The organism is Xylophilus ampelinus (genome assembly GCF_003217575.1).
In the GTDB taxonomy this organism is placed as follows: Bacteria; Pseudomonadota; Gammaproteobacteria; order Burkholderiales; family Burkholderiaceae_C; genus Xylophilus; species Xylophilus ampelinus.
Map to the genome: position 1 here is coordinate 60932 of NZ_QJTC01000005.1, position 23271 is coordinate 84202.

General features: G+C 68.0%; 20 protein-coding genes. 18 read left to right on the forward strand and 2 right to left on the reverse strand.

Annotated elements, in window-relative coordinates; genetic code table 11:
* Nucleotides 1-89 precede the first annotated feature (89 nt).
* The 8 genes from metE (at nt 90) to DFQ15_RS16980 (ending at nt 12931) form a co-directional block, all read left to right on the forward strand.
* Entirely contained in the window at nt 90-2465 is a 2376-nt protein-coding gene (gene metE, locus DFQ15_RS05315; RefSeq protein WP_110464977.1) for a 5-methyltetrahydropteroyltriglutamate--homocysteine S-methyltransferase, read from the forward strand.
* Nucleotides 2466-2535: 70 nt separating this feature from the next.
* Nucleotides 2536-3723, forward strand: coding sequence for an MFS transporter (locus DFQ15_RS05320; RefSeq protein ID WP_110464978.1), 1188 nt, complete (start codon nt 2536-2538; stop codon nt 3721-3723).
* Between the two features lie 93 nt (nt 3724-3816).
* Entirely contained in the window at nt 3817-4770 is a 954-nt protein-coding gene (locus DFQ15_RS05325; RefSeq protein WP_110464979.1) for a GSU2403 family nucleotidyltransferase fold protein, read from the forward strand.
* Between the two features lie 165 nt (nt 4771-4935).
* Complete coding sequence (smc, locus tag DFQ15_RS05330; RefSeq protein ID WP_110464980.1) at nt 4936-8442, forward strand: chromosome segregation protein SMC; 3507 nt, start codon at nt 4936-4938, stop codon at nt 8440-8442.
* Nucleotides 8443-8641: 199 nt separating this feature from the next.
* Complete coding sequence (locus tag DFQ15_RS05335) at nt 8642-9724, forward strand: cell division protein ZipA C-terminal FtsZ-binding domain-containing protein (protein ID WP_110464981.1); 1083 nt, start codon at nt 8642-8644, stop codon at nt 9722-9724.
* A gap of 46 nt (nt 9725-9770) precedes the next feature.
* Nucleotides 9771-11843 carry an NAD-dependent DNA ligase LigA gene (gene ligA / locus DFQ15_RS05340; RefSeq protein ID WP_110465037.1) on the forward strand — a complete coding sequence of 691 codons (2073 nt, stop codon included), beginning with the start codon at nt 9771-9773 and terminating at the stop codon, nt 11841-11843.
* Between the two features lie 111 nt (nt 11844-11954).
* Nucleotides 11955-12170, forward strand: coding sequence for a hypothetical protein (locus tag DFQ15_RS05345; RefSeq protein ID WP_110464982.1), 216 nt, complete (start codon nt 11955-11957; stop codon nt 12168-12170).
* A 299-nt stretch (nt 12171-12469) separates the two neighbouring features.
* Nucleotides 12470-12931: a hypothetical protein gene (locus DFQ15_RS16980; RefSeq protein ID WP_146228654.1), complete on the forward strand. Its 462-nt coding sequence runs from the start codon at nt 12470-12472 to the stop codon at nt 12929-12931.
* A gap of 18 nt (nt 12932-12949) precedes the next feature.
* Here the strand turns inward: DFQ15_RS16980 and DFQ15_RS05350 are convergent, their stop codons facing one another.
* On the reverse strand, nt 12950-13360 hold the full coding sequence (locus DFQ15_RS05350; RefSeq protein ID WP_110464983.1) for a YbaN family protein: 411 nt from the start codon (nt 13358-13360) through the stop codon (nt 12950-12952).
* A gap of 139 nt (nt 13361-13499) precedes the next feature.
* Here DFQ15_RS05350 and DFQ15_RS05355 point away from each other — a divergent pair, with 139 nt between their 5' ends.
* The 4 genes from DFQ15_RS05355 to DFQ15_RS05370 are packed head-to-tail and all read left to right on the forward strand — an operon-like array spanning nt 13500 to nt 17215.
* Nucleotides 13500-14045 (forward strand): peptide deformylase, encoded by a 546-nt coding sequence (locus DFQ15_RS05355; RefSeq protein ID WP_110464984.1) that lies wholly within the window; start codon nt 13500-13502, stop codon nt 14043-14045.
* Nucleotides 14046-14080: 35 nt separating this feature from the next.
* Nucleotides 14081-15133, forward strand: coding sequence for an amino acid ABC transporter substrate-binding protein (locus DFQ15_RS05360; protein ID WP_374941006.1), 1053 nt, complete (start codon nt 14081-14083; stop codon nt 15131-15133).
* A gap of 58 nt (nt 15134-15191) precedes the next feature.
* Entirely contained in the window at nt 15192-16184 is a 993-nt protein-coding gene (locus tag DFQ15_RS05365; protein WP_110464985.1) for an ABC transporter permease subunit, read from the forward strand.
* The gene (locus tag DFQ15_RS05370) at nt 16181-17215 is read left to right on the forward strand and encodes an amino acid ABC transporter permease (protein WP_233504286.1); all 1035 of its coding nucleotides are present in this window, start codon (nt 16181-16183) and stop codon (nt 17213-17215) included. Before DFQ15_RS05365 ends, DFQ15_RS05370 begins: the two co-directional genes overlap by 4 nt.
* Before the next feature lie 79 nt (nt 17216-17294).
* Here the strand turns inward: DFQ15_RS05370 and DFQ15_RS05375 are convergent, their stop codons facing one another.
* On the reverse strand, nt 17295-17699 hold the full coding sequence (locus DFQ15_RS05375; RefSeq protein WP_110464987.1) for a DoxX family protein: 405 nt from the start codon (nt 17697-17699) through the stop codon (nt 17295-17297).
* Nucleotides 17700-17986: 287 nt separating this feature from the next.
* On the opposite strand from DFQ15_RS05375, the gene DFQ15_RS05380 reads away from it, so the two are divergent.
* From DFQ15_RS05380 to DFQ15_RS05405, 6 genes are read left to right on the forward strand one after another with little or no spacing between them, the layout of a single operon-like run.
* Nucleotides 17987-18346 (forward strand): DUF2304 domain-containing protein, encoded by a 360-nt coding sequence (locus DFQ15_RS05380; protein WP_110464988.1) that lies wholly within the window; start codon nt 17987-17989, stop codon nt 18344-18346.
* A gap of 50 nt (nt 18347-18396) precedes the next feature.
* Complete coding sequence (rfbB, locus tag DFQ15_RS05385; RefSeq protein ID WP_110464989.1) at nt 18397-19473, forward strand: dTDP-glucose 4,6-dehydratase; 1077 nt, start codon at nt 18397-18399, stop codon at nt 19471-19473.
* On the forward strand, nt 19473-20366 hold the full coding sequence (gene rfbD, locus DFQ15_RS05390; RefSeq protein ID WP_110464990.1) for a dTDP-4-dehydrorhamnose reductase: 894 nt from the start codon (nt 19473-19475) through the stop codon (nt 20364-20366). The genes rfbB and rfbD overlap by 1 nt, the downstream gene beginning before the upstream one ends.
* Nucleotides 20363-21253 carry a glucose-1-phosphate thymidylyltransferase RfbA gene (gene rfbA, locus DFQ15_RS05395; protein WP_110464991.1) on the forward strand — a complete coding sequence of 297 codons (891 nt, stop codon included), beginning with the start codon at nt 20363-20365 and terminating at the stop codon, nt 21251-21253. The genes rfbD and rfbA overlap by 4 nt, the downstream gene beginning before the upstream one ends.
* Complete coding sequence (gene rfbC, locus DFQ15_RS05400) at nt 21250-21798, forward strand: dTDP-4-dehydrorhamnose 3,5-epimerase (protein WP_110464992.1); 549 nt, start codon at nt 21250-21252, stop codon at nt 21796-21798. The genes rfbA and rfbC overlap by 4 nt, the downstream gene beginning before the upstream one ends.
* A gap of 7 nt (nt 21799-21805) precedes the next feature.
* Nucleotides 21806-23266 carry a mannose-1-phosphate guanylyltransferase/mannose-6-phosphate isomerase gene (locus tag DFQ15_RS05405; protein ID WP_233504287.1) on the forward strand — a complete coding sequence of 487 codons (1461 nt, stop codon included), beginning with the start codon at nt 21806-21808 and terminating at the stop codon, nt 23264-23266.
* The last annotated feature ends 5 nt before the right edge of the window (nt 23267-23271 follow it).

Here is a 23271-nt window from a genome sequence, read left to right on the forward strand (position 1 = left end):
TTCAAGTTATACGACAAAACGTTTCGTTTGAATAATAAACGCAGCGGCCGGACGATTGTCACCCTGTTCCACAACGCCCACGTTCTGCCATGACCCGCACTTCCGTCCAGATCCACACCCTCGGTTTTCCGCGCATGGGCGCCCAGCGCGAGCTGAAGTTCGCCCTGGAGCGCCATTGGCGGGGCGAGACCGACGCCGCCGCGCTGGAGGCCACCGCCGCCGACTTGCGCGAACGCCACTGGGCACTGCAGCGGGCGGCGGGGCTCGACCTGGTCACCGTCGGCGATTTCGCGCTGTACGACCATGTGGCGCACCACATCCAGCTGCTGGGGTGCGAGCCGGCGCGCTTCGGCTTCCACGGGAACGAGCCCGAGATCGCCCGCTACTTCGCGATGGCCCGCGGCGTCGCGGCCGGCGGCGCGCACGACGATGCCGGCTGCAGCCACGGCCCCTCCGCCCAGGGCCGCCCGGCGCTGGAGATGACCAAGTGGTTCGACACCAACTACCACTACCTGGTGCCCGAGTTCGGTGCCGCCACCCGGTTCCGGCTGGCGTCGGAGCGCCTGTTCGACGAGGTGGCCCAGGCGCGTCGGGCCGGCCACCCGGTCAAGGCGGTGCTGCTGGGGCCGCTGTCGTTCCTGTGGCTGGGCAAGGAGAAGGAAGAGGGCTTCGACCGCTTCGGCCTGCTCGACCAATTGCTGCCTGTCTACGAGGACATCCTGGCGCGGCTCAAGCTGCTGGACGTGGAATGGGTGCAGCTCGACGAGCCGATCCTGGGCCTCGACCTGCCCGACGTATGGCGCCACGCCTTCGAGCCCGCCTACTGGCAACTGGCCCGCAGCGGACCGAAGCTGCTGCTGGCGACCTACTTCTCGCCGCTCAAGGAAAACCTGCGCCTGGCCTGCCAGCTGCCGACCGCCGGGCTGCACGTGGACGCGGTGCGCGCCGCCGACGAGCTGACCGGCATCGCCGACTGGCTGCCGGCGCACAAGGTGCTGTCGGTCGGCATCGTCGACGGCCGCAACGTCTGGCGCACCGACCTCGACGCCGCCCTGGAGCGGCTGGCGCCGGTCGCGGCCAAGCACCAGGGACCGCTGTGGCTGGCGCCGTCGTGCTCGCTGCTGCACGTGCCCTTCGGCTTGGCGGGCGAAACGGCGCTCGACCCGGAGGTCAAAACCTGGCTGGCCTTCGCGGTGGAGAAGCTCGACGAGCTTGCCACGCTGCGCGCCGCGATCGAGGGCCGCGCCGCCGACGTGCGGTCGGCGCTGGAGGCCGCACGCCAGGCCGTGGCCAGCCGCCGCGCCAGCCCGCGGGTGCACCGCGCCGACGTGGCCTTGCGTCTGGCTCGCAGCGCCTCGGGCGACGACAGCCGCAAGTCGTATTTCCCGCATCGCCAGGCGCAGCAGCGTGCCCGCTTCCATCTGCCGCCGCTGCCCACCACCACCATCGGCTCCTTCCCGCAAACGGCCGAAATCCGCGCCGCCCGCGCCGCCTTCAAGCGCGGCGCTCTGGACGCCGAGGGCTACCGGGCCGCGATGGAGGCCGAGATCGCCCTGGCCGTCCGCAAGCAGGAAGCCCTGGGCATCGATGTGCTGGTGCATGGCGAGGCCGAGCGCAACGACATGGTCGAGTACTTCGGCGAGCGGCTCGACGGCTTCGTCTTCACTGCCAACGGCTGGGTGCAGAGCTACGGCTCGCGCTGCGTGAAGCCGCCGATCCTCTTCGGCGACGTGGCCCGGCCCGCGCCGATGACGGTCGAATGGGCCCGCTATGCCCAGTCCCTGACCGACCGGCCGATGAAGGGCATGCTGACCGGCCCGATCACCATCCTGCAGTGGTCCTTCGTGCGCGACGACCAGCCGCGTGCCACCACGACGGAGCAGATCGCCTGGGCGATCCGCGACGAGGTGGTCGACCTGGAGCAGGCCGGCATCGGCATCATCCAGATCGACGAGCCCGCGATCCGCGAAGGCCTTCCGCTGCGCCGTGCGGGCTGGAAATCCTACCTGGCCTGGGCCACCCGCGCCTTCCGCATCAGCGCCAGCGGCGTGCGCGACGACACCCAGATCCACACCCACATGTGCTACAGCGAGTTCAACGACATCCTCCCCGACATCGCCGCGATGGATGCCGACGTGATCACCATCGAGACCAGCCGCTCGGGCATGGAGCTGTTGCGCGGCTTCGGCGACTTCCGCTATCCCAACGAGATCGGTCCCGGCGTCTACGACATCCATTCGCCCCGCGTGCCGGCCGTCGAAGAGATGCTGCATCTGCTGCGCAAGGCCGCGCAGGTCGTGCCGCCGGAGCAGCTGTGGATCAACCCCGATTGCGGACTGAAGACGCGCGGCTGGGTGGAGACCGAAGCGGCGCTGGCGCACATGGTGCAGGCGGCGAGGCGCTTGCGGGAAGAGCTGGCCGACCCTGGTGCGCCGAAGTCACGAGCGGCCGCGGTCGCGGTTTGAACCGGTCGTGGCGGCCGACGATGTTCGGCGCAGTGAAAGCTTGTCGGCGACCTGAGACAACACTTCGCCGATGAGCCGCCGACAACTGGGAGTCTTGTTCGGCTGCCTGTTCCTCATAGGCTCCGCAGAAGTCGTCGCCGGCCCCATGATGGCGTTCATGGGGCCGCATTTCGGGGTGGCACCCGCGAAGATCGCCTATCTGCCCGCCGCATATGGCCTAACGTACGCCGCGGTCGCGCTGCTCGCGGGTCCGTTCTCGGACCGATTCGGTCGCAGGCGGCCCTTGCAGGCCGGGTTGTGCGGCTTTGCCCTTTTCGGCGCGTTGGTGCCATCTGCGCCCCACCTCACCGCAGCCGTCGCGCTGTCGGCCCTGACCGGCGTCTGCGCCGCCATCATCCAGCCCAATGCGCTGTCCCTGGTGGGCGACGAGGCACCCGCCGACCAGGTGGGGCGGTTGATAGGGCGGGTATTCATCGGGCTGATGCTGGCCTTTGTCCTGACGCCCGCAGTGGCAGGATGGCTGGCAGATACGGCGGGCTGGCAAAGTGCCTATTACCTTTTGTCGGGCGCCGCCGTGGTCGTGCTGTGGCGTGTCTCGGCCGTGTTTCCGTCACGGACGCGCGGTGGAAGCACGACAGCCCCGGGTTTCGGTGCCGCGCACCGCCAGGCGCTGTCGGTACCCGGTGCCGTGCTGCGGCTCTCGGCGAGTTACCTGTGGCTGGGCTGGGTGGCGGGATTCGGCGCGGTGGTGGCCGCGGTGTGCGCACGCAAGCTGGCCCTGTCGCCCACCGATGCGGGCCTCCTGGCCGGTTTCTACGGTGTGGCCGTCATCGCCGGGAACATGTCCAACGCGCGCCTGCATCGGCTGCTGGGCGACCGCGCGCTGCCGCTGATGGCACTGGTGTCGGCCACCGGCATCCTGGCCTTCCTGCTGCCCATCGATGCGCTGTTGCCCCTGGCGCTGGCCGGCGTGCCCTGGGCTTTCGGCTACGGTTGCGCCGGGCCGCTGCACCATGCCCGGTTGAGCGCCCTGTCGGACCGGTACCGGGGCACCATCAATTCCTACCACGTCAGCCTGTTGAATCTGGGCATCTTCTCGGTGTCGTTCACCATGGGGCAGCTGGCATCGGCTGCGGCCCTGCCTGTTTTCTGCTTGGTCGTTTCGGGCGTGGGCATCCTGGGGGCGCTTTTGCTTTTCCAGGGTGCCGCATATCCGCGGCCACGCCATCGTGTGTCGGATGACGGACCCCGGTCCTAGCGACTTGGACTGATCCAGCGTGGCGGACCCGAGAATTCACACACATTCGAGTTTCAGTATAAAAATGCGCATTTTCGCATTCATACTGAAACCATGTTCTGGCTGGAACTAAACGATGCACAGAAGAAGCAGTACATCGATGCCGAATCGGTGTTCACAGCCGCACGCGATGCGGAAAAGACGGCGGCCACCGTGCGGGGCTCCATGCTGTGGCGTGACGTCAAGGGCCACACGTACCTGATCCGCACCCATCGGGACAACTCCCAGACTTCGCTGGGCCCGAAGTCCGAGGAAAATGAGGCCATCTACAGGCGCTTCATGGCGCGCAAGGATGCCGTCACTGCCAGGCTGGGCGGATTGCGTACAGCCATGCAAACGCAGCAGCGGCTCAATCGTGCGCACAGGGTGGGGCGCACGCCGCAAATCGTGGTGGACATCCTGAACCAACTGCACGCGGCCGGCATCGCCAGTCATTTCCTGACAGTCGGTACCCATGCCCTGTTCGCTTACGAAAGCGCGTGCGGCGTGCGTCTGGTGGATGAGGCCACCACCACGCAGGACATCGATCTGCTGATGGACACGCAGAAACGCCTGACGCTCTCGGCTATCCTGGGCCACCAGCACGAATCGCTGCTGTCGGTTCTGCAGAAGGTCGACCCTACGTTCGATCTGCGCGACGACCAGTTGTACACGGCCGTCAATGCCGGCGGCTTCGAAGTGGATGTCGTGAGGCGCCTCGCCCGAGACGACGACCCCCATCCGCTGAAGACGAGCGTCGCGGAGCGCGATTTCTGGGCAGTCCAGGTTGGCAACGGCGGACACCTCATGTCATCCCGGCGCTTTTCGCAGATGGTGGTTTCGCCATCCGGCCACATGGCATTGATGCAGACGGTGCATCCGCTGGACTTCAGCCACTCTAAGGAAAAACTGTCCGGGAATCCATCGCGCGATCCTCTCAAGAAATCACGGGATGCATTGCAGTCCAGAGCCGTGAAAGCGCTGGTGCACGAATTTCTTCCCCACCTGGAGGAGGGGGAGAGCCAGTAGTTACGCGTGGTCCACCGGGACGTCCGCACACCAGCCCGGACGCGATGGACGCCTGCGACCACGGCACTGCCCGGCGGCCGCAGAGCGGGCCTTTATCATTCGCCCCACGCCGCCAGCCGCAGTGCCGACCCGGCGGCCGCGACATTTCCACGCAACTGCCCTCCCGTGCGCCTCAACTCCATCAAGCTGTCCGGCTTCAAATCCTTCGCCGAACCCACCAACTTCCTGCTGCCCGGGCAACTGGTCGGCGTGGTCGGGCCGAACGGCTGCGGCAAGTCCAACATCATGGACGCGGTGCGCTGGGTGCTGGGGGAGTCGAAGGCGAGCGAGCTGCGCGGCGAGTCGATGCAAGACGTGATCTTCAGCGGCACGACGACCCGCAAGGCCTCCAGCCGGGCCAGCGTGGAGCTGGTGTTCGAGAACAACGACCACCGCGCCGGCGGCGCCTGGAGCCGGTTCACCGAGATCGCGGTCAAGCGGGTGCTGACCCGCGACGGCACCAGCAGCTACTACATCAACAACCAGCCGGTGCGCCGCCGCGACGTGCAGGACGTGTTCCTCGGCACCGGCCTGGGCCCGCGGGCCTACGCGATCATCGGCCAGGGCACCATCAGTCGGATCATCGAATCGCGGCCCGAGGAGCTGCGGCTGTTCCTGGAGGAGGCCGCGGGCGTCTCCAAGTACAAGGAGCGCCGCCGCGAAACCGAGCACCGCCTCTCCGACACCCGCGAGAACCTGACCCGGGTCGAGGACATCCTGCGCGAGCTGAACGGCAACCTCGAAAAGCTCGAGAAGCAGGCCGAGGTGGCGCAGAAGTACAACGCCCTGCTGGGCGACACCACGCTCAAGCAGCACCAGCTCTGGTTCCTGAAGCGCAGCGAGAGCGAGGCCGACCAGGCCAGGGTACGCGCCGACGGGCTGCAGGCGGTCAACGACCTGGAGTCGCGCACCGCCGACCTGCGCCACATCGAGACCGAGCTGGAGACCATCCGCCAGGCGCACTACGCCGCCGGCGACCAGGTCAACCAGTCGCAGGGCCGGCTGTACGAGGCGAGCGCCGAGGTCGGCCGGCTGGAGGCCGAGATCCGCTTCGTCGTCGAGGGCCGCCAGCGGGTGGAGCAGCGGCTGGCCACGCTGAAGGAGCAGGTCGGCCAGTGGGCCACCCGGCGGGACGACGCCCAGGCCGAGCTGGAAACCCTGGCCGAGCAGGGCGAGGACGCCGAAGAAAAAGCCGAGCTGCTGGCCGCCCAGGTGGAAGAGCAGGCGCTGCAGCTGCCCGACCTGGAGGACGCCCTGCGCCAGGCGCAGCAAAAAGCCGGCGAGCAGCGGGCCACCGTCACCCAGGTGCACCAGCAGATCCAGGTGCTGGCCGCCGAGCAGCGCAACGTGGAAGAGCAATCGCGCCAGCTCGAACAGCGGCGCGAGCGCCTGTCGGCCGACCGCAACGCGCTGGCCGCACCCGACGAGGCGCGGCTGGCCAACCTGCGCGAGCAACTGGAGGAATCGCAGGAAGCCGCTTCCGAGGCCGGTGCCCGGCTGCACGACCTGCAGGAATCGCTGCCCCGGCTCGACGACGAGCGCCGCGGCCGCCAGCAGGCGGTCAACGCCGAAAGCGCCCGCCAGGCCGATCTCTCGGCCCGAATGGAGGCACTGAAGGCGCTGCAGGACAAGGTCAAGACCGACGGTAAGCTGCAGCCCTGGCTCGCCCGGCACGGCCTGGACGGCTTGCAGGCGCTCTGGACCCGGCTGCAGGTGGAGCCGGGCTGGGAGAACGCGCTGGAGGCCGCGCTGCGCGAGCGCCTGGGCGCGCTGGAAGTCGGCCGGCTGGACCTGGTGCGGACCTTCGCTTCCGACGCGCCGCCGGCCAAGCTGGCGTTCTACAGCCCGCCCGTGGCCGGCGCGCCCGCGGGCGACGCGGCCCTGCCACGCCTGATCGACCGCCTGCGGCTCCACGACGCCGGCCAGCGGGCGCTGCTGGCCGACTGGCTGCACGGCCGCTACACCGCCGCCAGCCTGGAAGAGGCGCTGGCCGCCCGTGCGCAGTTGCGACCCGGCGAATCGATCCATGTGCCCGAAGGCCATGCGGTGACCGCGCACGGCGTCGATTTCTATGCGCAGGATTCCGAGCAGGCCGGCCTGCTGGCCCGCGCGCAGGAAATCGACAACCTGGAAAAGCAATTGCGCGCCCAGGCCCTGATCGGCGAAGAGGCCCGCTCGGCCCTGGTCCGTGCGGAGGCCGCCTGTGCCGACGCCTCGCAGCGCCTGGTCGCCGCCCGCCGCGACGCGACCGAAGCCCAGAGCCGCGCCCACGAACTGCAGGTCGAGACCCTGCGCCTGGGCCAGCTGGCCGAGCAGGTCCGCGCCCGCAGCGAGCAGATCGCCGCCGACCTCGGGGAGGTCGATGCGCTGCTGGACGACCTGCAGGAGCGCCGGGTGACCGCCGAGGCCCGCTTCGAGGAACTCGACATGCAGCTGGCCGACAGCCAGGAGCGGCATGCGCAGCTGGACGAGCGGGTGATCGACGCCGAGCGCCGCGTCAACGAATCGCGCGAGCAGCAGCGCAGCCTGGAGCGCCAGGCGCAGGAGGCGACCTTCGCCCGCCGCAGCCTGGAATCGCGCCGCGCCGAGCTGGGCCGCGCCATCGATACGGCCGCGCAGCAGGCCGGATCGCTGGCCTCGGAAGAAGCGCGCGCCACCGAAGAACTGGCGCGGCTGTCGGATGCCGCGGCGCAGGGCGGGCTGCAGGCGGCGCTAGAGCTGAAGGCGGGCCGCGAGGCCGCCCTGGGCGCGGCCCGCAGCGAGTACGACGACCTGACCACCAAGCTGCGCGCCAGCGACGAGCGCCGGCTGCAGCTGGAGCGGGCACTCGATCCGCTGCGCCAGCGCATCACCGAATTCCAGCTGAAGGAGCAGGCCGCGCGCCTGGGCCTGGAGCAGTACGACGCGCTGCTGACCGATGCGCAGGCCGACCTGGAGGCGGTGGCCCGGTCGATCGCCGCCGGCAACGTGCGCATGACCGGCCTGCAGGGCGAGATCGACCGCGGCAACCGCGAGATCGCGGCACTCGGCGCGGTCAACCTGGCCGCGCTGGAAGAGCTGGGCACCGCCCGCGAACGCAAGACCTTCCTGGACGCGCAGACCGCCGACCTGGTCGAGGCGATGACCACGCTGGAGGACGCGATCCGCAAGATCGACGCCGAGACGCGCGAGCTGCTGGTCGGCACCTTCAATATCGTCAACGGCCATTTCGGGCGCATGTTCCCCGAGCTGTTCGGCGGCGGCAATGCCAAGCTGATGATGACCGGCGAAGAGGTGCTCGACGCCGGCGTGCAGGTCATGGCCCAGCCGCCCGGCAAGAAGAACCAGACGATCCACCTGCTGTCGGGCGGCGAGAAGGCGCTGACGGCGATCGCGCTGGTGTTCGCGATCTTTCAGCTGAACCCCGCGCCCTTCTGCCTGCTGGACGAGGTGGATGCGCCGCTGGACGACGCCAACACCGAGCGCTATGCCAAGCTGGTGGCGGCGATGAGCAAAGAGACACAGTTCCTCTTCATCAGCCACAACAAAATCGCGATGGAGATGGCCGAGCAGCTGATCGGGGTGACGATGCAGGAACAGGGCGTGTCGCGGATCGTGGCGGTGGACATGGAGTCCGCCCTCGCGGGGCTTTGAGTCTCCCCCAGGCTGCGCACTTCGTGTCTTCGCCTACCCCCCTGCGGGGGCAACGCTGGCGGGCCGGCGGAGCCGGACCCACGGCGTTCTGAGTCTGTCGGCGTCGCTGCGCTGGCCTCATCCAATCATGGGCTGCTGAACTTGTTGAGAAACCGAAAATTAGAATGACGATCTTTCGCATCCCAAAGGATTTCCGACCATGAGCACCTTGCAGATCAGCCTTGCGATGGCCGGTGGCGTGGTGCTGGCGGCCATCGTGGCCCACAGCGCCTGGACGTCCCGGCGCAACGCGCCGAAGCAGGCCGAGCCGACTGCGCCGGCCGCAGCCGACGCCAATGCGCCGCAAGAGCCCGGCGAGCGGCATGAGCCGGCGTTCGACGGTGCCGACCTGGCGGCGGTGGGCGAGGGCGGCGATCCGGCCCTGGCTACGCTGCCGAACCTGCCGGTGCCCGAGAAGAAGCCTGGGCTGGATCCGCTGATCGACGTGATCGCGCCGTTGGCCCTCGAAGGCGTGGCCTCGGGCGATGCGGCACTGGCAGCGGCGCCCACCACCCGCCGCGTGGGCAGCAAGCCCTTCGCGATCGAAGGCTTGAACGACGCGACCGGCCATTGGGAAACCCCGGTGGCGGGCCAGCGCTACCGGGCGTTCCAGGCCGGCGTGCAACTGGCCAACCGCACCGGCGCGCTCAACGACATCGAATTTTCCGAGTTCGTGATGAAGACCCAGGGCTTCGCCGACGCGCTCAACGCCGCGCCGGATTTCCCCGAGATGCGCGACGAGGTGGCCCGCGCCCGCGAACTGGACCAATTCGCCAGCGACCACGACGCCCAGCTCGCCTTCGTCCTGCGCGCCCGCGCCGCCGCCTGGAGCCCCGGCTACGTGCAGCAGAACGCGGCCCGCCTGGGCTTCGTGCCCGGCGTGATCCCGGGCCGCATGGCCTTGCCCGCGATCTCGGGTGCCGGCCTGCCGCCGGTGCTGACCCTGGCCTTCGATACCCAGGCCGCACTCGCCGAAGACCCGGCCCAGTCGGCGATCCGCGAAGTACAGCTGAGCCTGGACGTGGCGCAGGTCTACCGTCAGGAGCAGCCCTTCACCCGGCTGCGCGAGGCGGCGGCGTCGCTGGCTCAGGCGATGGACGGCGTGGTCACCGACCAGAACGGCCAGCCTTTGCGCGAGGACGCGATGGACGGCATCGGCGCCGACCTGGAAAAGCTCTACGACACGCTCGACGGGCGAGACCTGTCGGCCGGCTCGGTGCAGGCGCGCCGGCTGTTCGGTTGAGCGGGCCGTGGCGTCCCGTGCGGGGCCTACGCAGGCCGAAACCGATATTTCCGAACAAAAAGCGGCTGTAGCCGGCGCGGATGGCCGACATCCTGCTATCGAAATAGAAGCGTTGCGGGCGCAACTCGACACCTGGGCGCACCGGTACTACGTGCTCGACGCGCCCGCCGTGCCCGATGCCGAATACGACCGGGTGTTTCAGGCGCTGCAGGCTCTGGAGACCGCCCACCCCGAACTGGTCACGCCCGATTCGCCGACGCAGCGGGTCGGCGGTGCGCCGCTGGGGGCCTTCGCCTCGGTCCGGCATGCGGTGCCGATGCTCAGCATCCGCACCGAGACCGACACCGAGGCCACCGGCGCCGCGGCCTTCGACGCCCGCATCCGCAAGGAGCTGGGCTTGAAGGAGGACGACCCGCCCGTCGCCTACATGGCCGAGCTGAAGTTCGACGGCCTGGCGATGAACCTGCGCTACGAAGACCGCAAGCTGGTGCGCGCGGCCACCCGCGGCGACGGCGAGACCGGCGAAGAGGTGACGCAGAACATCCGCACGATGCGCCAGATCCCGCTGCGTTTGCCGGCCGGCGTGCCGGCGGTGTTGGAGGTGCGCGGCGAGGTCTACATGCGCCGTCCCGATTTCGAGAAGCTCAACGAGCGGCAGCGGGAAGCGGGCGACAAGACCTTCGTCAACCCGCGCAATGCCGCCGCCGGCGCTGTGCGCCAGCTCGATCCGGGCATCGCCGCCAAAAGGCCGCTGTCGTTCTTCGCCTACGGCTGGGGCGAGGTGCAGGATTGGCCCGACCAGCCTGCGACGCAGGACGGCGTGCTCGCGGCCTTCGCGCGCTTCGGCTTTCCGGTGGACAAACACCGCGCGGTGGTCGAGGGTGCCGAGGGCCTGGCCGCCTTCCACCAGAAGATCGGCGCGTTGCGCGACACGCTGCCCTTCGACATCGACGGTGTGGTCTACAAGGTCGATGCGCTGGCGCTGCAGCAGCGGCTGGGCTTCGTCAGCCGCGAGCCGCGCTGGGCGGTCGCGCACAAATATCCTGCGCAGGAGCAGCTCACCGCCGTCGTCGGCATCGACGTTCAGGTGGGCCGCACCGGCAAGCTGACGCCGGTGGCGCGCCTCGCGCCGGTCTTCGTCGGCGGGGTGACCGTCACCAACGCCACGCTCCACAACTTGTTCGAATTGCGCCGCAAGGGCGTGCGGGTGGGCGACACCGCCATAGTGCGGCGGGCGGGCGACGTGATTCCGGAGGTGGTGGGCACCGTGGCGACCGTACGGCCGCGCCGGCCCTACGTGCCCAATTTCCACATGCCCCAGAAATGCCCGGTGTGCGGCAGCGACGTGGTGCGGGAGCCCGGCGAGGTCAACCACCGCTGCTCGGGCGGCCTGTTCTGCGCCGCGCAGCGTAAGGAGGCGATTCTGCATTTCGCCCAGCGCCGCGCGATGGACATCGAGGGGCTGGGCGACAAGCTGGTCGATCAGTTGGTCGAAAGCGGCACGATCCGCACGCTTCCCGACCTCTACAAGCTCGGGCTGACGACCTTGGGCGCGCTGGACCGGATGGCCGACAAATCGGCCCGGAACGTGGTCGAGGCACTGGAAAAATCCAAGGGCACCACGCTGCCGCGCTTTCTTTTCGGCCTCGGCATCCGCCACATCGGCGAGGCGACGGCCAAGGATCTGGCGCGGCATTTCGGCAGTCTCGACGCGATCATGGATGCGCCGGTCGAGCAATTACTGGAGGTCGACGACGTCGGCCCGATCGTCGCGCTGGCGCTGCGTACCTTCTTCGACCAGCGCCACAACCGCGAGGTGGTGGAGCAGCTGCGCGCCTGCGGCATCCACTGGCCGGAAGGCCCGCCGGCCGAGCGCACCTGTCTTCCACTGGCCGGCAAGACCTTCGTACTGACCGGCACGCTGCCCACGCTGTCCCGGGAAGACGCCAAGGCATTGCTGGAAGCGGCCGGCGCCAAGGTGGCGGGGTCGGTCAGCAAGAAGACCGACTACGTCGTGGCCGGCCAGGAAGCCGGCAGCAAGCTGGACAAGGCCGAGGCGTTGGGTATCGCGGTGCTGGACGAGGACGGCATGCAGGCATTGCTGGCCGCCGCCGGCTGACCGTCCGCCGGCCTGCGAGACCTTACCGATCTTTACCGCCGGGCTACCTGGGGGGCGCACGTGGGACGAGGCTGGCGCGTTGAATGGGTTGGATTGTTCACAGGAAACCTCATGAAAACGCTTCGCCTTGCACGTGTTTTCCTTCTTGCCGCGGCCGCCGGTGTGCTAAGCGGCTGCGTGTTGGCGCCCGTCGCGCCGGTCGGCTACTACGGCGGCCCCGCGTATTACCAGCCGGCCCCGGTCGTCGTCACTCCCGGCATCGGCATCTGGGGCGGCTCCGGTTACCGGGGCGGGGGCTATGGCTACGGCCGGGGCAGATGGCGCTAGAGCGTGTTGTGCACTTCGACGCACCCGCTTTGCGGGACCCACCCTTCGAGAAAGCCGGGCAGAGGCCCGGCTGCCGCGTCGCGGTCCGCTTGCGGTATCCACACCGCGGCGCGTCCTGCGCCTTGCCGTCGGGCCTCTCCCGCCTTTCGCGGGTACTTCGAAATGCCTAATACGCTCTATTTGATGGGACATGGCGGTCTGGCCGATGCGGTAAAAGCGCCTGCGCCTACTTATGCGCGTGGGTCTGCCGTGGAAGGTCGGCTTGTCGGGCCGTGCCACCGCGCCTTGTGGAGATTCGAATGAACCGTACTTTTCTTTCCCGCACCGTGCTCGCCTGCGGCATCGCTGCTGCGTTGACAGGGTGCGTGGTGGCGCCACCGGCCGACGGCTACGGCTATCCGTACGGCGGAGTGGGTTACACTGAGACGGTGGTGGTGCCGCCCCCGGCTTACGGCTATGGCGGGTATGGAGCCTATGGTGGCGACTATGCCTATCCGCGCGGGTACTACTCCGACCCCGGCTACTACTATCCGCGTCCGGGCTACGGAGGCGGACGTCCCTACGATCGGGGCCAGCCGCCGCGTGCCGGCGAGTATCGGCCGGCTCCGCCGGCGATGGCACCGCCGGTCGGCCGCAGGCCCGATGCGGCGGATGTTCCCCGATTCAACCAGCCTCCGGGCCGGCCGGCTCCTCCCGCGAGGGCGATTCCGCCGACGGATGGCCGGCGGCCCGATGCGGCCGACGTGCCGTTCAACCGCTGACAGCGTTGACCGGCCGTTTTATCGGGGGGCGGCTGGCGGCGGTTCGGGCCGGCACCAGAGCCAGGCGAGTACGCCGTCCATACAGCCGATCGCGAGCGAGGCCACCCACACATTGCGTACCGTGCCCAGCACGAACACCGCGCAGGCGCCCATCGCGATGCTCGCGCTCCATTTCGCACGGCGGCTAACACACCCGCCGCTCTGCCATTCGCGCAGCAGGGGGCCGAAGAGCGGGTTGCGCAGCAACCTATCATGGAGCGCGGGCGAACTCCGGGCTGCGGCCCATGCCGCCAGGATCACGAACACCGTGCTGGGCATGCCCGGCACCAATACGCCGATCATCGCCAGCACGATGCACACCACCGCCATGGCGTAGAGCAGCCATCGCACGGGGGCGGTCGGCAGGGAACCGGAAGAAGGCAGGGCCATGCGCAGGGGTCGATCGGCTGAGGCCGCCACCGTGGGCGACCGGTGCCGGCATTGTGCCTGCGCACCTCGCCGTGTCGGGCTATGCTCGGCACCTTTGATTACAGAGTGGTGCCTGCCCGGGTGGCACCCTCCACATCCCATGGCCGTCCGAGAAATCCTCAAAATGGGCGATCCGCGCCTGCTGCGCGTGGCGCCCCCAGTACCGCCCGATGCTTTCGGAAGCGAAGCGCTGGACACGCTCATCGGGGACATGTTCGAGACGATGCAGGCGGTCGAAGGCGCCGGGCTGGCGGCACCTCAGATCGGCGTCGATCTGCAACTGGTGATCTTCGGCACCGATGCACCCGACGTCCGTTATCCCGATGCGCCGGTGGTGCCCCGAACGGTGCTGCTCAACCCGTCGATCGAGCCGCTCGGCCCTGACGAGGAGGACGGATGGGAAGGTTGCTTGTCGGTGCCGGGCCTGCGGGGCGTAGTGCCCCGCTGGTCGCGCATCCGCTACACCGGTGTCGATCCGCAGGGCAGGCCGATCGACCGCACGGTGGACGGCTTCCATGCCCGTGTCGTTCAGCACGAGTGCGACCATCTGGTCGGCAAGCTCTATCCGATGCGGGTGCGGGACTTCAGCCGGTTCGGCTTCACCGAGGTGCTGTTCCCGGGCCTGGACTCGTCCGACGACGATTGACATTCGACACGACCGACTTGGAGAAAGAACACGCCATGCCGCACTTCCGCCTGATTCCTTTTTTCCGCCAGGCTCTCGTCGCGTCAGCGCTGGCCACCGCGGCCGTGCTTGCCGCGCCGGCGGCGCATGCAGGCAAGACGCTGGACGCCGTCAGGCAGCGGGGCACGGTGAACTGCGGCGTGACCAACGGCGTGGCCGGCTTCTCGGCACCCGACTCCAAGGGCGGGTGGTCTGGCCTCGACGTCGACACCTGCCGAGCGGTCGCCGCGGCGGTGCTGGGCGATGCCAGGAAGGTCAATTTCGTGCCGCTGAACGCGCAACAGCGATTCTCGGCCCTGCAGGCCGGCGAGATCGACATCCTCGCCCGCAACACCAGTTGGACGCTCGCCCGCGACGCGTCGCTGGGCCTGCAGTTCACCACCATCACCTACTACGACGGCCAGGGTTTCCTGGTGCCGAAGAAGCTGAAGATCACCAGCGCCCGGCAGCTCAAGGGCGCCGAGATCTGCACCCAGTCAGGCACCACCAACGAGAAGAACGTCGCGGACTATTTCCGCGCCCAGAACATCAAGGTCAAGACGGTGGTGTTCGAGAACTTCGAGACCTCGTTCAAGGCCTTCTTCTCCGGCCGTTGCCAGGTGTTCACAACCGATGCGTCGGCCCTGGCCGGCCTGCGCAACAAGGAAGCGAAGAACCCCGACGACTATGTGATCCTGCCCGAATTGATCTCCAAGGAACCGCTCGCACCCGCGGTGCGCCGGGGCGACGACGAGTGGTTCACCATCGTGAAGTGGGTGCCCAACGCGCTGATCGAGGCCGAGGAGCTGGGGCTGACCCGGGCCGGCGTGGACGCCGCCCGTACCAGCAGCCATGACCCGGCCGCCCAGAGGCTCCTGGGCACCGGCGAAGACACCGGCATGCTGCTGGGCCTGGACAAGGACTGGGCCTTCCGCGCGATCAAGGCGGTCGGCAACTACGGCGAGATGTTCGAGCGCAACGTGGGCCCGAAATCCGTGCTGCAGCTTCCGCGCGGCGTGAACCGGCTCTGGAACCAGGGCGGGCTGATGTACGCACTGCCGGTGCGCTGATGCACGCGAGGCGCGCCGTGGCCGCATCGCATCCGGTGGACCCGGCGAGGCGTTCGGCATGAATCGCATGCCGCGCGCCACGGTGTGGGCCTGGACGGCGCAATTGCTCCTGCTGGCGGTGCTGCTGGCCAGTGTGTCCGTACTGGTCGGCCATGCGTTCGACGTGCTGCGGGCACGCGGCATCCGGTCGGGTTTCGATTTCCTATTGCAGCCCGCGGGTTTCGAGGTGGGCGAGGGCTGGCTCGACTATTCGGCCGGCCAGCCGTTCTGGCGCGCCTTTCTCGCGGGCCTGATCAACACGGTTCGGGCCGCGGTTCCGGCCGCAGTGCTGGCGCTGTTACTGGGCACGCTGCTCGGCATCGGCCGGCTGGCGCCCCATCTGCTGGTGCGTGGTATCGGCACCGCGTATGTCGAGGCGCTGCGCAACGTGCCGCTGTTGGTGCAGTTGCTGATGCTGTACTTCGCCCTGACCCAGTTGCTGCCGGACGCGAGCGATGCGGCGCAGCCGCTGCCCGGTATCTGGATCAGCAAGAGCGGCCTGTCGCTGCCCTGGCCGGTGACCGAGGCCGGCCGTTGGTGGCCGCATGCGATCGAATGGCCGGAGCGCACGGTGTTCAACGTGAGCGGCGGCGCGTCGCTCACGCCGGAGTACCTGGCGATCGTCTGGGCGCTGGGCTTCTACACCGCCGCATTCGTGGCCGAGATCGTCCGGGCCGGGATCGGGTCGGTGTCGGACGGCCAGAACGATGCCGCACGGGCGATGGGGTTCACGCCGTTCCAGCAGCTGCAGGTGGTTGTCCTGCCGCAGGCCTTGCGGGTCATCGTGCCGGCGCTCACTAACCAACTGCTGAGCTTGGTCAAGAACTCGTCGCTGGCGGTAGCGGTGGGCTATCCCGAACTGGTGTCGGTCTCCAACACGTCGCTCAACTCGACCGGGCGGGCGTTCGAATGCATCGCGGTGGTGATGGCGGTGTATTTGCTGCTGTCGCTGTTGATTTCGGCAGGCATGAACCTCTACAACCGCCGGGTGGCACTGCGGGGGTGGTCGTGAGGCGGGCGGCCGCGGCGACCGACTGGCGAGCCGATCTGTTCGGCGGCCCGGTACGCACCGTGTGCACCCTGGGGCTGGTCGCCGCCCTGGTGTGGATCGCCTGGCAGGCGATCGCATGGGGCGGCGTGGACGCGGTGTTCCGGCCCGATGCCGAGGCCTGCCGTGCCGCCACCCACCATGCCTGCTGGGGGGTGATCGTCGAGAAATGGCGGTCCTTGCTGTTCGGCCGCTATCCGTTCGACCAGCAGTGGCGCCCGGCCTCCGCCTTGACCGTGCTGTTGGCGTTGCTGGCTGCGAGCGCGTGGCCCCGGTGGTGGCGCTGGCAGCTGGTGCCGGCCTGGATCGTAGGCATCGCGGTGTTCACCCTGCTCATGCGCGGCGGATGGGGCGGGCTGGAAGTGGTGCCGACCGGGCGCTGGGGTGGCCTGCCGCTGACGGTGGCGCTGGCCGTTTTCTCGCTGGGCACGGCGTTTCCGATCGGGTTGGCTCTGGCGCTGGGCCGGCGCTCGCAGTTGCCGGTGGTGCGCACTCTGTGCGCGAGCTACATCGAGCTGATCCGCGGCGTGCCGCTGATCTCGGTGCTGTTCATGACCTCGTTCCTGGTTCCGCTGTTGGTGCCGCAGGCGTTCCAGCCCGACGTGCTGCTGCGGGTGCTGGCCGGCATGGCCCTTTTCACGGCCGCCTACCTGGCCGAGATCGTCCGGGGCGGCCTGCAGGCGGTGCCGCGCGGCCAGGTGGACGCCGCCGTCGCGCTGGGCATGCGGCGCTGGCAGGTCCAGCGGACGGTGCTGCTGCCGCAAGCGCTGCGCGTGGTGGTGCCGGCGCTCGTCAATGCGGTGATCGGCACCTTGAAGGACACATCCCTGGTCACGGTGGTCGGTTTGTTCGAACTGACCGGTGCCCTGGGGCTGGCCCTGGGCGGCGACCCGGTGTGGCGGCCGTTCTATCTCGAGGGCTATCTGTTCCTCGCGGCCGTCTACTGGGTCATGTGCTTCGGCCTCTCGCGCTACGGCCGCTGGCTGGAGCGGTGAGAGCCACTCCTCGGCATGGCATCCGAAAAGCCGACAGTCGCGCCGATCTTCCGATGCCCGCCGAGGCGGCTGTGCGGTATCAGTTCAGCTTGCCACCGGTGCCACCAACGCTGAAGCGTCCTGCACCGAGAAACGCCACCGCCAGTGCGCCGAACAGGAACATGCCCTGCAGTTCCAGCTTCCAGCCGCCCATGTTGTTGAGCGCGCCCAGGTCCTTCATGTGCGCCAGGAACAGGGCGAACAGCATGTTCACCACGATGATCCACGCCGCGGGCCGGGTGAAGATGCCCACGATCAGCAGCAGCGGCGCTACCACCTCGCCGATGTAGACGAGATAGGCCAGCTCGGCCGGCAGGCCGTGCGACGACAGCATGCCGGCGATGCCGCCCACGCCAGCGCCGATTTTGGCGATGCCATGCAGCAGGATGAGAATGCCCACGCTCAGGCGCAGTACGAGCTTGCCGGTGTCTTCGGAACGGACCATGTGAATTTTCCCTAGTCTTGTGTGTTGTACGGCCCGCGTCATCGCGTGCCTCTTGCGGCGCACGGACGGGCAAACGATGTGCCCATGCGCCACAGGGCGCGACCATAGCGCAAACCGCGACGGTTCGGGAAGAGGCTGCGAAAGGCGGGTTTCCCGGTCTCGTGCAATCCGGTAGGCATCGGTGCGGTGTTTACAATCCCGGCACGCCGCGCGCCTCGCTCTGCAGATAGCTTCCAGGTGCATCGAATCCGCTGTCCGCTATCCACCCGTCTACCTCTCGCATTCCAATGAGCAGCCTTCAAATCACGACAACCCTGTTAGGCGTCGGGCTTGCTGCCGTCATTCTGCTGCTCGTGCGCAGGGACCATATGTACGTGTTGCACGGTCTGTTCTGGATCGGCGTAGCCGGCTGTGCGGCGCTGCTGGGCATATGGCCGAGGCTGATCGATCGCCTGGCGGCGCTGGTGGGCATCAGCTATCCACCGGCACTGCTGTTGCTGGGTGTTTCCATCGTGTTGTTCGTCAAGGCACTGCATACGGATATGGTGAACACCCGCATCGAGCGCGGCCTGCGTCTGCTCAACCAGCGCATTGCGATCTTCGAGTTGGAACGCGAAGGGCGATCGCCCCCGCACGACAAGGGCTGACGCGCGGCGACCGAGCCGACGCGCACTCCTAGACATCAGGACTTAGCGACATGACGATTTTGGTGACCGGCGGTGCCGGCTTCATTGGTGCGAACTTTGTGCTCGACTGGGTCGATGCGACCGACGAGACCGTCGTCAATGTAGACAAGCTGACCTACGCGGGCAACCTGCAGAACCTCGCCGGTATCGAAGGACAGACGCAGCACGTCTTCGTGCAGGGCGATATCGGCGACCGCGGTCGGATGGATGGCCTGCTGCGGCGACACCGGCCCCGGGCCGTGTTGAACTTCGCGGCCGAAAGCCATGTCGACCGTTCGATCCACGGGCCGGGCGACTTCATCCAGACCAACGTGGTCGGCACCTTCCATCTGCTGGAATCGGTGCGCGCCTATTGGACCTCGCTCGACGCGGCGGACGCGGCGTCCTTCCGCCTGCTGCACGTATCGACCGACGAGGTGTACGGCACCCTGGGCGCGGCCGATCCGGCGTTCACCGAAACCCACGGCTACGAGCCCAACAGCCCGTACAGCGCCAGCAAGGCCGCCAGCGACCATCTGGTCCGCGCGTGGCACCACACCTACGGCCTGCCGGTGCTCACCACCAACTGCAGCAACAACTACGGGCCGTTCCACTTTCCGGAGAAGCTGATTCCGCTTGTGATCACCCACGCATTGGCAGGCAATCCCCTGCCGATCTACGGCGACGGCCTGCAGGTGCGCGACTGGCTCTACGTGCGCGACCATTGCAGCGCGATCCGCTGCGTGTTGGAGGCCGGAAAGCTGGGCGAAACCTACAACGTCGGTGGCTGGAACGAGAAGACCAACATCGAGATCGTGCGCACCATCTGCGCGCTGCTGGACGAATTGCGCCCCCGTGCCGACGGCAAGCCCTACGCCGAGCAGATCACCTATGTGAAGGACCGCCCGGGCCACGACCGGCGCTACGCGATCGACGCCCGCAAGATCGAGCGCGAACTGGGCTGGAAGCCTGCCGAAACCTTCGACACCGGCATCCGCAAGACGGTGCAGTGGTACCTGAACCATGCGCAGTGGGTGGCGGATGTGCAGACCGGCGCCTACCGCGACTGGGTCGCGCGGCAGTACGCACCGGCGGTGGTGCCCGCGTGATGCGCATCCTGCTGCTGGGCGGCACGGGCCAGGTCGGTTGGGAGCTGCAGCGTAGCCTGGCGACGTTGGGCGAGGTGACGACGCTGCCGCGTAGCGCGGTGGACCTCGAGAATCCGGACACGCTGGCAGAAGCGGTGCGCGCGGTACGGCCCGATGTGATCGTGAGCGCGGCCGCCCATACCGCCGTCGACAAGGCGGAGAGCGAAGCGGAGCGTGCGCATCGCATCAATGCCGAGGCGCCGGGCGTGCTGGCAGAAGAGGCGGCACGCCTCGGCGCGCTGCTGGTGCATTACAGCACCGACTATGTTTTCGACGGAGGCGGTACCCGGCCCTGGTCGGAAGCGGACACGACCGGTCCCCTGTCGGTCTATGGCAGCACCAAGCTGGAGGGCGAGCAGCGCATCCAGGCCAGCGGTTGCCGTCACATGATCTTTCGTACCAGTTGGGTGTATGCCGCGCGGGGCGGCAACTTCGCCAGGACCATGCTGCGGCTCGCCCGCGACCGGGAGCGGCTGACGGTCATTGACGACCAGTGGGGCGCTCCTACCGGCGCCGACCTGATCGCGGACGTGACGGCGCATGCGATCCGCGGAGTCGAATACCATGGCGCTCCCGCCGGGCTCTACCACCTCGTAGCAGGCGGCGAGACGACGTGGCACGGCTACGCTTCTCACGTGATCGCGCAGGCCCGAGTGCTGCAGCCCGATATGCCGCTGGCCGCCCACGACATCGCGGCGGTGCCGACCAGCGCGTTTCCGACGCCTGCCCGTCGCCCTGCGAACTCCCGCATGGATACCACCCGGCTGCAGCAGGCTTTCCAACTGAGGCTGCCTGCATGGCAAGCCGGCGTCGACCGGATGCTGGCCGAGATTCTGGAGACTCCGAACCGATGACGACACAACGCAAAGGCATCGTGCTGGCCGGTGGCTCAGGCACCCGGCTGCACCCCGCCACACTGGCGATCAGCAAGCAGCTGCTGCCGGTCTACGACAAGCCGATGATCTATTACCCGTTGAGCACGCTGATGCTGGCGGGCATCCGTGACATCCTGGTTATCAGCACGCCGCAGGACACGCCGCGCTTCCAGCAACTGCTGGGCGATGGCGCCCAGTGGGGTCTCAACCTGCAGTACGCGGTACAGCCCAGCCCGGACGGTCTGGCGCAGGCCTTCGTCATAGGCGAGCAGTTCCTGGCCGGCGCGCCGAGCGCGCTGGTCCTGGGCGACAACATCTTCCACGGACACGATTTCCAGGTGCTGCTGGAAGATGCCGACGCCCGGCGGACGGGGGCCACGGTCTTCGCATACCACGTGCAGGACCCCGAGCGTTACGGCGTGGTGGATTTCGACGCGGACGGCCGCGCGACCAGCATCGAGGAAAAGCCGGCCAAGCCCAAGAGCCAATACGCGGTGACCGGCCTTTATTTCTACGACAACCAGGTGGTGGATGTGGCCAAGACGGTCAAGCCGAGTGCCCGCGGCGAGCTGGAGATCACGGCCGTCAACCAGCACTACCTCGAGAACCAGGCGCTCAAGGTTCAGATCATGCAGCGCGGCTATGCCTGGCTCGACACCGGCACCCACGAGAGCCTGTTGGAGGCTGGCCAGTTCATCGCTACCCTGGAACAGCGCCAGGGACAGAAGATCGCGTGCCCCGAGGAGATCGCCTGGCGCAACGGCTTCATCACGGCCGAACAATTCGAGCGACTGGCTCAACCGCTCACAAAGAACGGCTACGGCCAATACATGCTGCGCTTGCTGAAGGAAAAAATCGTCAAATGAAGGTCATCGCCACGTCCATCCCCGAAGTCCTGATTCTGGAGCCGAAAGTTTTCGGCGATTCGCGGGGTTTTTTCTTCGAGAGCTTCAACCACCGGGCATTCGAAGCCGCGGTCGGGCACACCGTCTCGTTCGTACAGGACAACCACAGTCGCAGTGCGCAAGGCGTTCTGCGCGGCCTGCACTACCAGCTTCGCCAGGCGCAAGGCAAACTGGTGCGCGTGGTGCGCGGCGCGGTGTACGACGTGGCGGTGGACATCCGCAAGCAGTCGAAGACCTTCGGCCAGTGGGTCGGCGTGCAGTTGAGCGAAGAGAACCAGCGTCAGATGTGGGTGCCGCCAGGCTTCGCGCACGGGTTTCTGGTAACCAGCGAATCGGCGGATTTCCTCTACAAGACGACCGACTACTACGCGCCGGAATTCGAGCGCTGCATCGCCTGGAACGACCCGAAGCTCGCGATCCCGTGGCCTTTGCAGGGTTGTCAGGCGCAGCTTTCCGGCAAGGACGCGGCGGCACAGGCGTTTCGTGACGCCGACGTCTTCGAGTAAGCGCCCGGTGCCTGCGCAACGTCTGGTTCCCGTGGTGCTGTGCGGGGGCAGTGGGAGCCGGCTGTGGCCGCTCTCGCGCGAGAGCCAGCCAAAGCAGTTCCTGGCACTCACCGGGGCCGAGACGATGCTGCAGCAGACGGTGCGGCGGACGGACGGTCTGCCACCTTCGGAGGTGGTGGTCGACAGCGCGCCGATCGTGGTCTGCAACGAAGCCCACCGCTTCATGGCGGCCCAGCAGCTCGCGGCCGTCGGGGTACGGACCGACCGGATTCTGCTGGAGAGTGGTGGCCGCAACACCGCGCCTGCGTTGACGCTCGCGGCCCTGCTGGCCCGCCGGGAGGATGCCGATCCCCTGCTGTTGGTGATGCCGGCGGATCATGCGGTGGCAGACGTTCCGGGGTTGCAGGCCGCGGTCCTCGCCGCGCTCGACGCCTGCGCCTCCGGCGCCATGTGTACGTTCGGCGTGGTGCCGGTGCGGCCCGAAACCGGCTACGGGTACATCCGCCGAGGGGCGGCGCACGGCGGTGGGCTGTTCGGCATCGCCAGCTTCGCCGAGAAGCCCGACTCGGCACACGCGCAACAGTACCTGGCGTCGGGTGAATACCTGTGGAACAGCGGAATGTTCATGGTCCGGTCGAGTGTTTGGCTCGCGGCCATCGCCCGCTACCGTGCGGACATCTCCGAGGCCTGCATCGACGCCATGGCGGCGGCTGCGCAGGACGGCGATTTCGTGCGACCGGATGCGCAGGCCTGGTCGGCGTGCCCCTCCGATTCGATCGACTATGCGGTCATGGAGCGGCTGCCACGCAACCCCGAACTGGGCATCGCGGCGCGTGTCGTGCCGCTGGATGCCGGCTGGTCGGACGTGGGAGCGTGGGATGCGCTGTGGCAGCTGCGGCCGCATGATCCGCACGGCAATGCCCGTGTCGGCGACACCCTGATGCTGCATTCGACCGATTGCCTGGTCATGGCCAGCGGGCGGCTGGTGGCCGGCATCGGCCTGCGCAATCTGGTGATCGTCGAAACCCCGGACGCGGTACTGGTCGCCGACAAGACGCGGGTGCAGGAAGTGCGGGACATGGTCGCGCAGCTCAAGGCCAGCGGGCATGCGTCGGCCAATACGCACCGCAAGGTCCAGCGGCCCTGGGGCTGGTACGACAGCATCGATCAGGGCGAGCGTTTTCAGGTGAAGCGCATCGTGGTGCATCCCGGCGCGAGCCTCAGCCTGCAGCTGCACCACCACCGGGCCGAGCACTGGGTGGTGGTGAAGGGGATCGCGCGGATCACCAATGGCGACCGCGCGTTCGTTCTGCGCGAGAACGAGTCGACCTACATTCCGCGCGGTCACAAACACCGGCTGGCCAATCCGGGACCGGAGCCTTTGGAGATCATCGAAGTGCAGTCCGGGGACTACCTGGGCGAGGACGACATCGTGCGCTTCGAGGACGACTATGACCGCATGGCCTGATGACG

Coding starts and splice junctions, on each gene's coding strand:
- metE (WP_110464977.1), top strand. CDS start 90: ATGACCCGCACTTCCGTCCAGATCCACACCCTCGGTTTTCCGCGCATG.
- DFQ15_RS05320 (WP_110464978.1), top strand. CDS start 2,536: ATGAGCCGCCGACAACTGGGAGTCTTGTTCGGCTGCCTGTTCCTCATA.
- DFQ15_RS05325 (WP_110464979.1), top strand. CDS start 3,817: ATGTTCTGGCTGGAACTAAACGATGCACAGAAGAAGCAGTACATCGAT.
- DFQ15_RS05335 (WP_110464981.1), top strand. CDS start 8,642: ATGAGCACCTTGCAGATCAGCCTTGCGATGGCCGGTGGCGTGGTGCTG.
- DFQ15_RS05345 (WP_110464982.1), top strand. CDS start 11,955: ATGAAAACGCTTCGCCTTGCACGTGTTTTCCTTCTTGCCGCGGCCGCC.
- DFQ15_RS16980 (WP_146228654.1), top strand. CDS start 12,470: ATGAACCGTACTTTTCTTTCCCGCACCGTGCTCGCCTGCGGCATCGCT.
- DFQ15_RS05350 (WP_110464983.1), bottom strand. CDS start 13,360: ATGGCCCTGCCTTCTTCCGGTTCCCTGCCGACCGCCCCCGTGCGATGG.
- DFQ15_RS05355 (WP_110464984.1), top strand. CDS start 13,500: ATGGCCGTCCGAGAAATCCTCAAAATGGGCGATCCGCGCCTGCTGCGC.
- DFQ15_RS05360 (WP_374941006.1), top strand. CDS start 14,081: ATGCCGCACTTCCGCCTGATTCCTTTTTTCCGCCAGGCTCTCGTCGCG.
- DFQ15_RS05365 (WP_110464985.1), top strand. CDS start 15,192: ATGAATCGCATGCCGCGCGCCACGGTGTGGGCCTGGACGGCGCAATTG.
- DFQ15_RS05375 (WP_110464987.1), bottom strand. CDS start 17,699: ATGGTCCGTTCCGAAGACACCGGCAAGCTCGTACTGCGCCTGAGCGTG.
- DFQ15_RS05380 (WP_110464988.1), top strand. CDS start 17,987: ATGAGCAGCCTTCAAATCACGACAACCCTGTTAGGCGTCGGGCTTGCT.
- rfbB (WP_110464989.1), top strand. CDS start 18,397: ATGACGATTTTGGTGACCGGCGGTGCCGGCTTCATTGGTGCGAACTTT.
- rfbD (WP_110464990.1), top strand. CDS start 19,473: ATGCGCATCCTGCTGCTGGGCGGCACGGGCCAGGTCGGTTGGGAGCTG.
- rfbA (WP_110464991.1), top strand. CDS start 20,363: ATGACGACACAACGCAAAGGCATCGTGCTGGCCGGTGGCTCAGGCACC.
- rfbC (WP_110464992.1), top strand. CDS start 21,250: ATGAAGGTCATCGCCACGTCCATCCCCGAAGTCCTGATTCTGGAGCCG.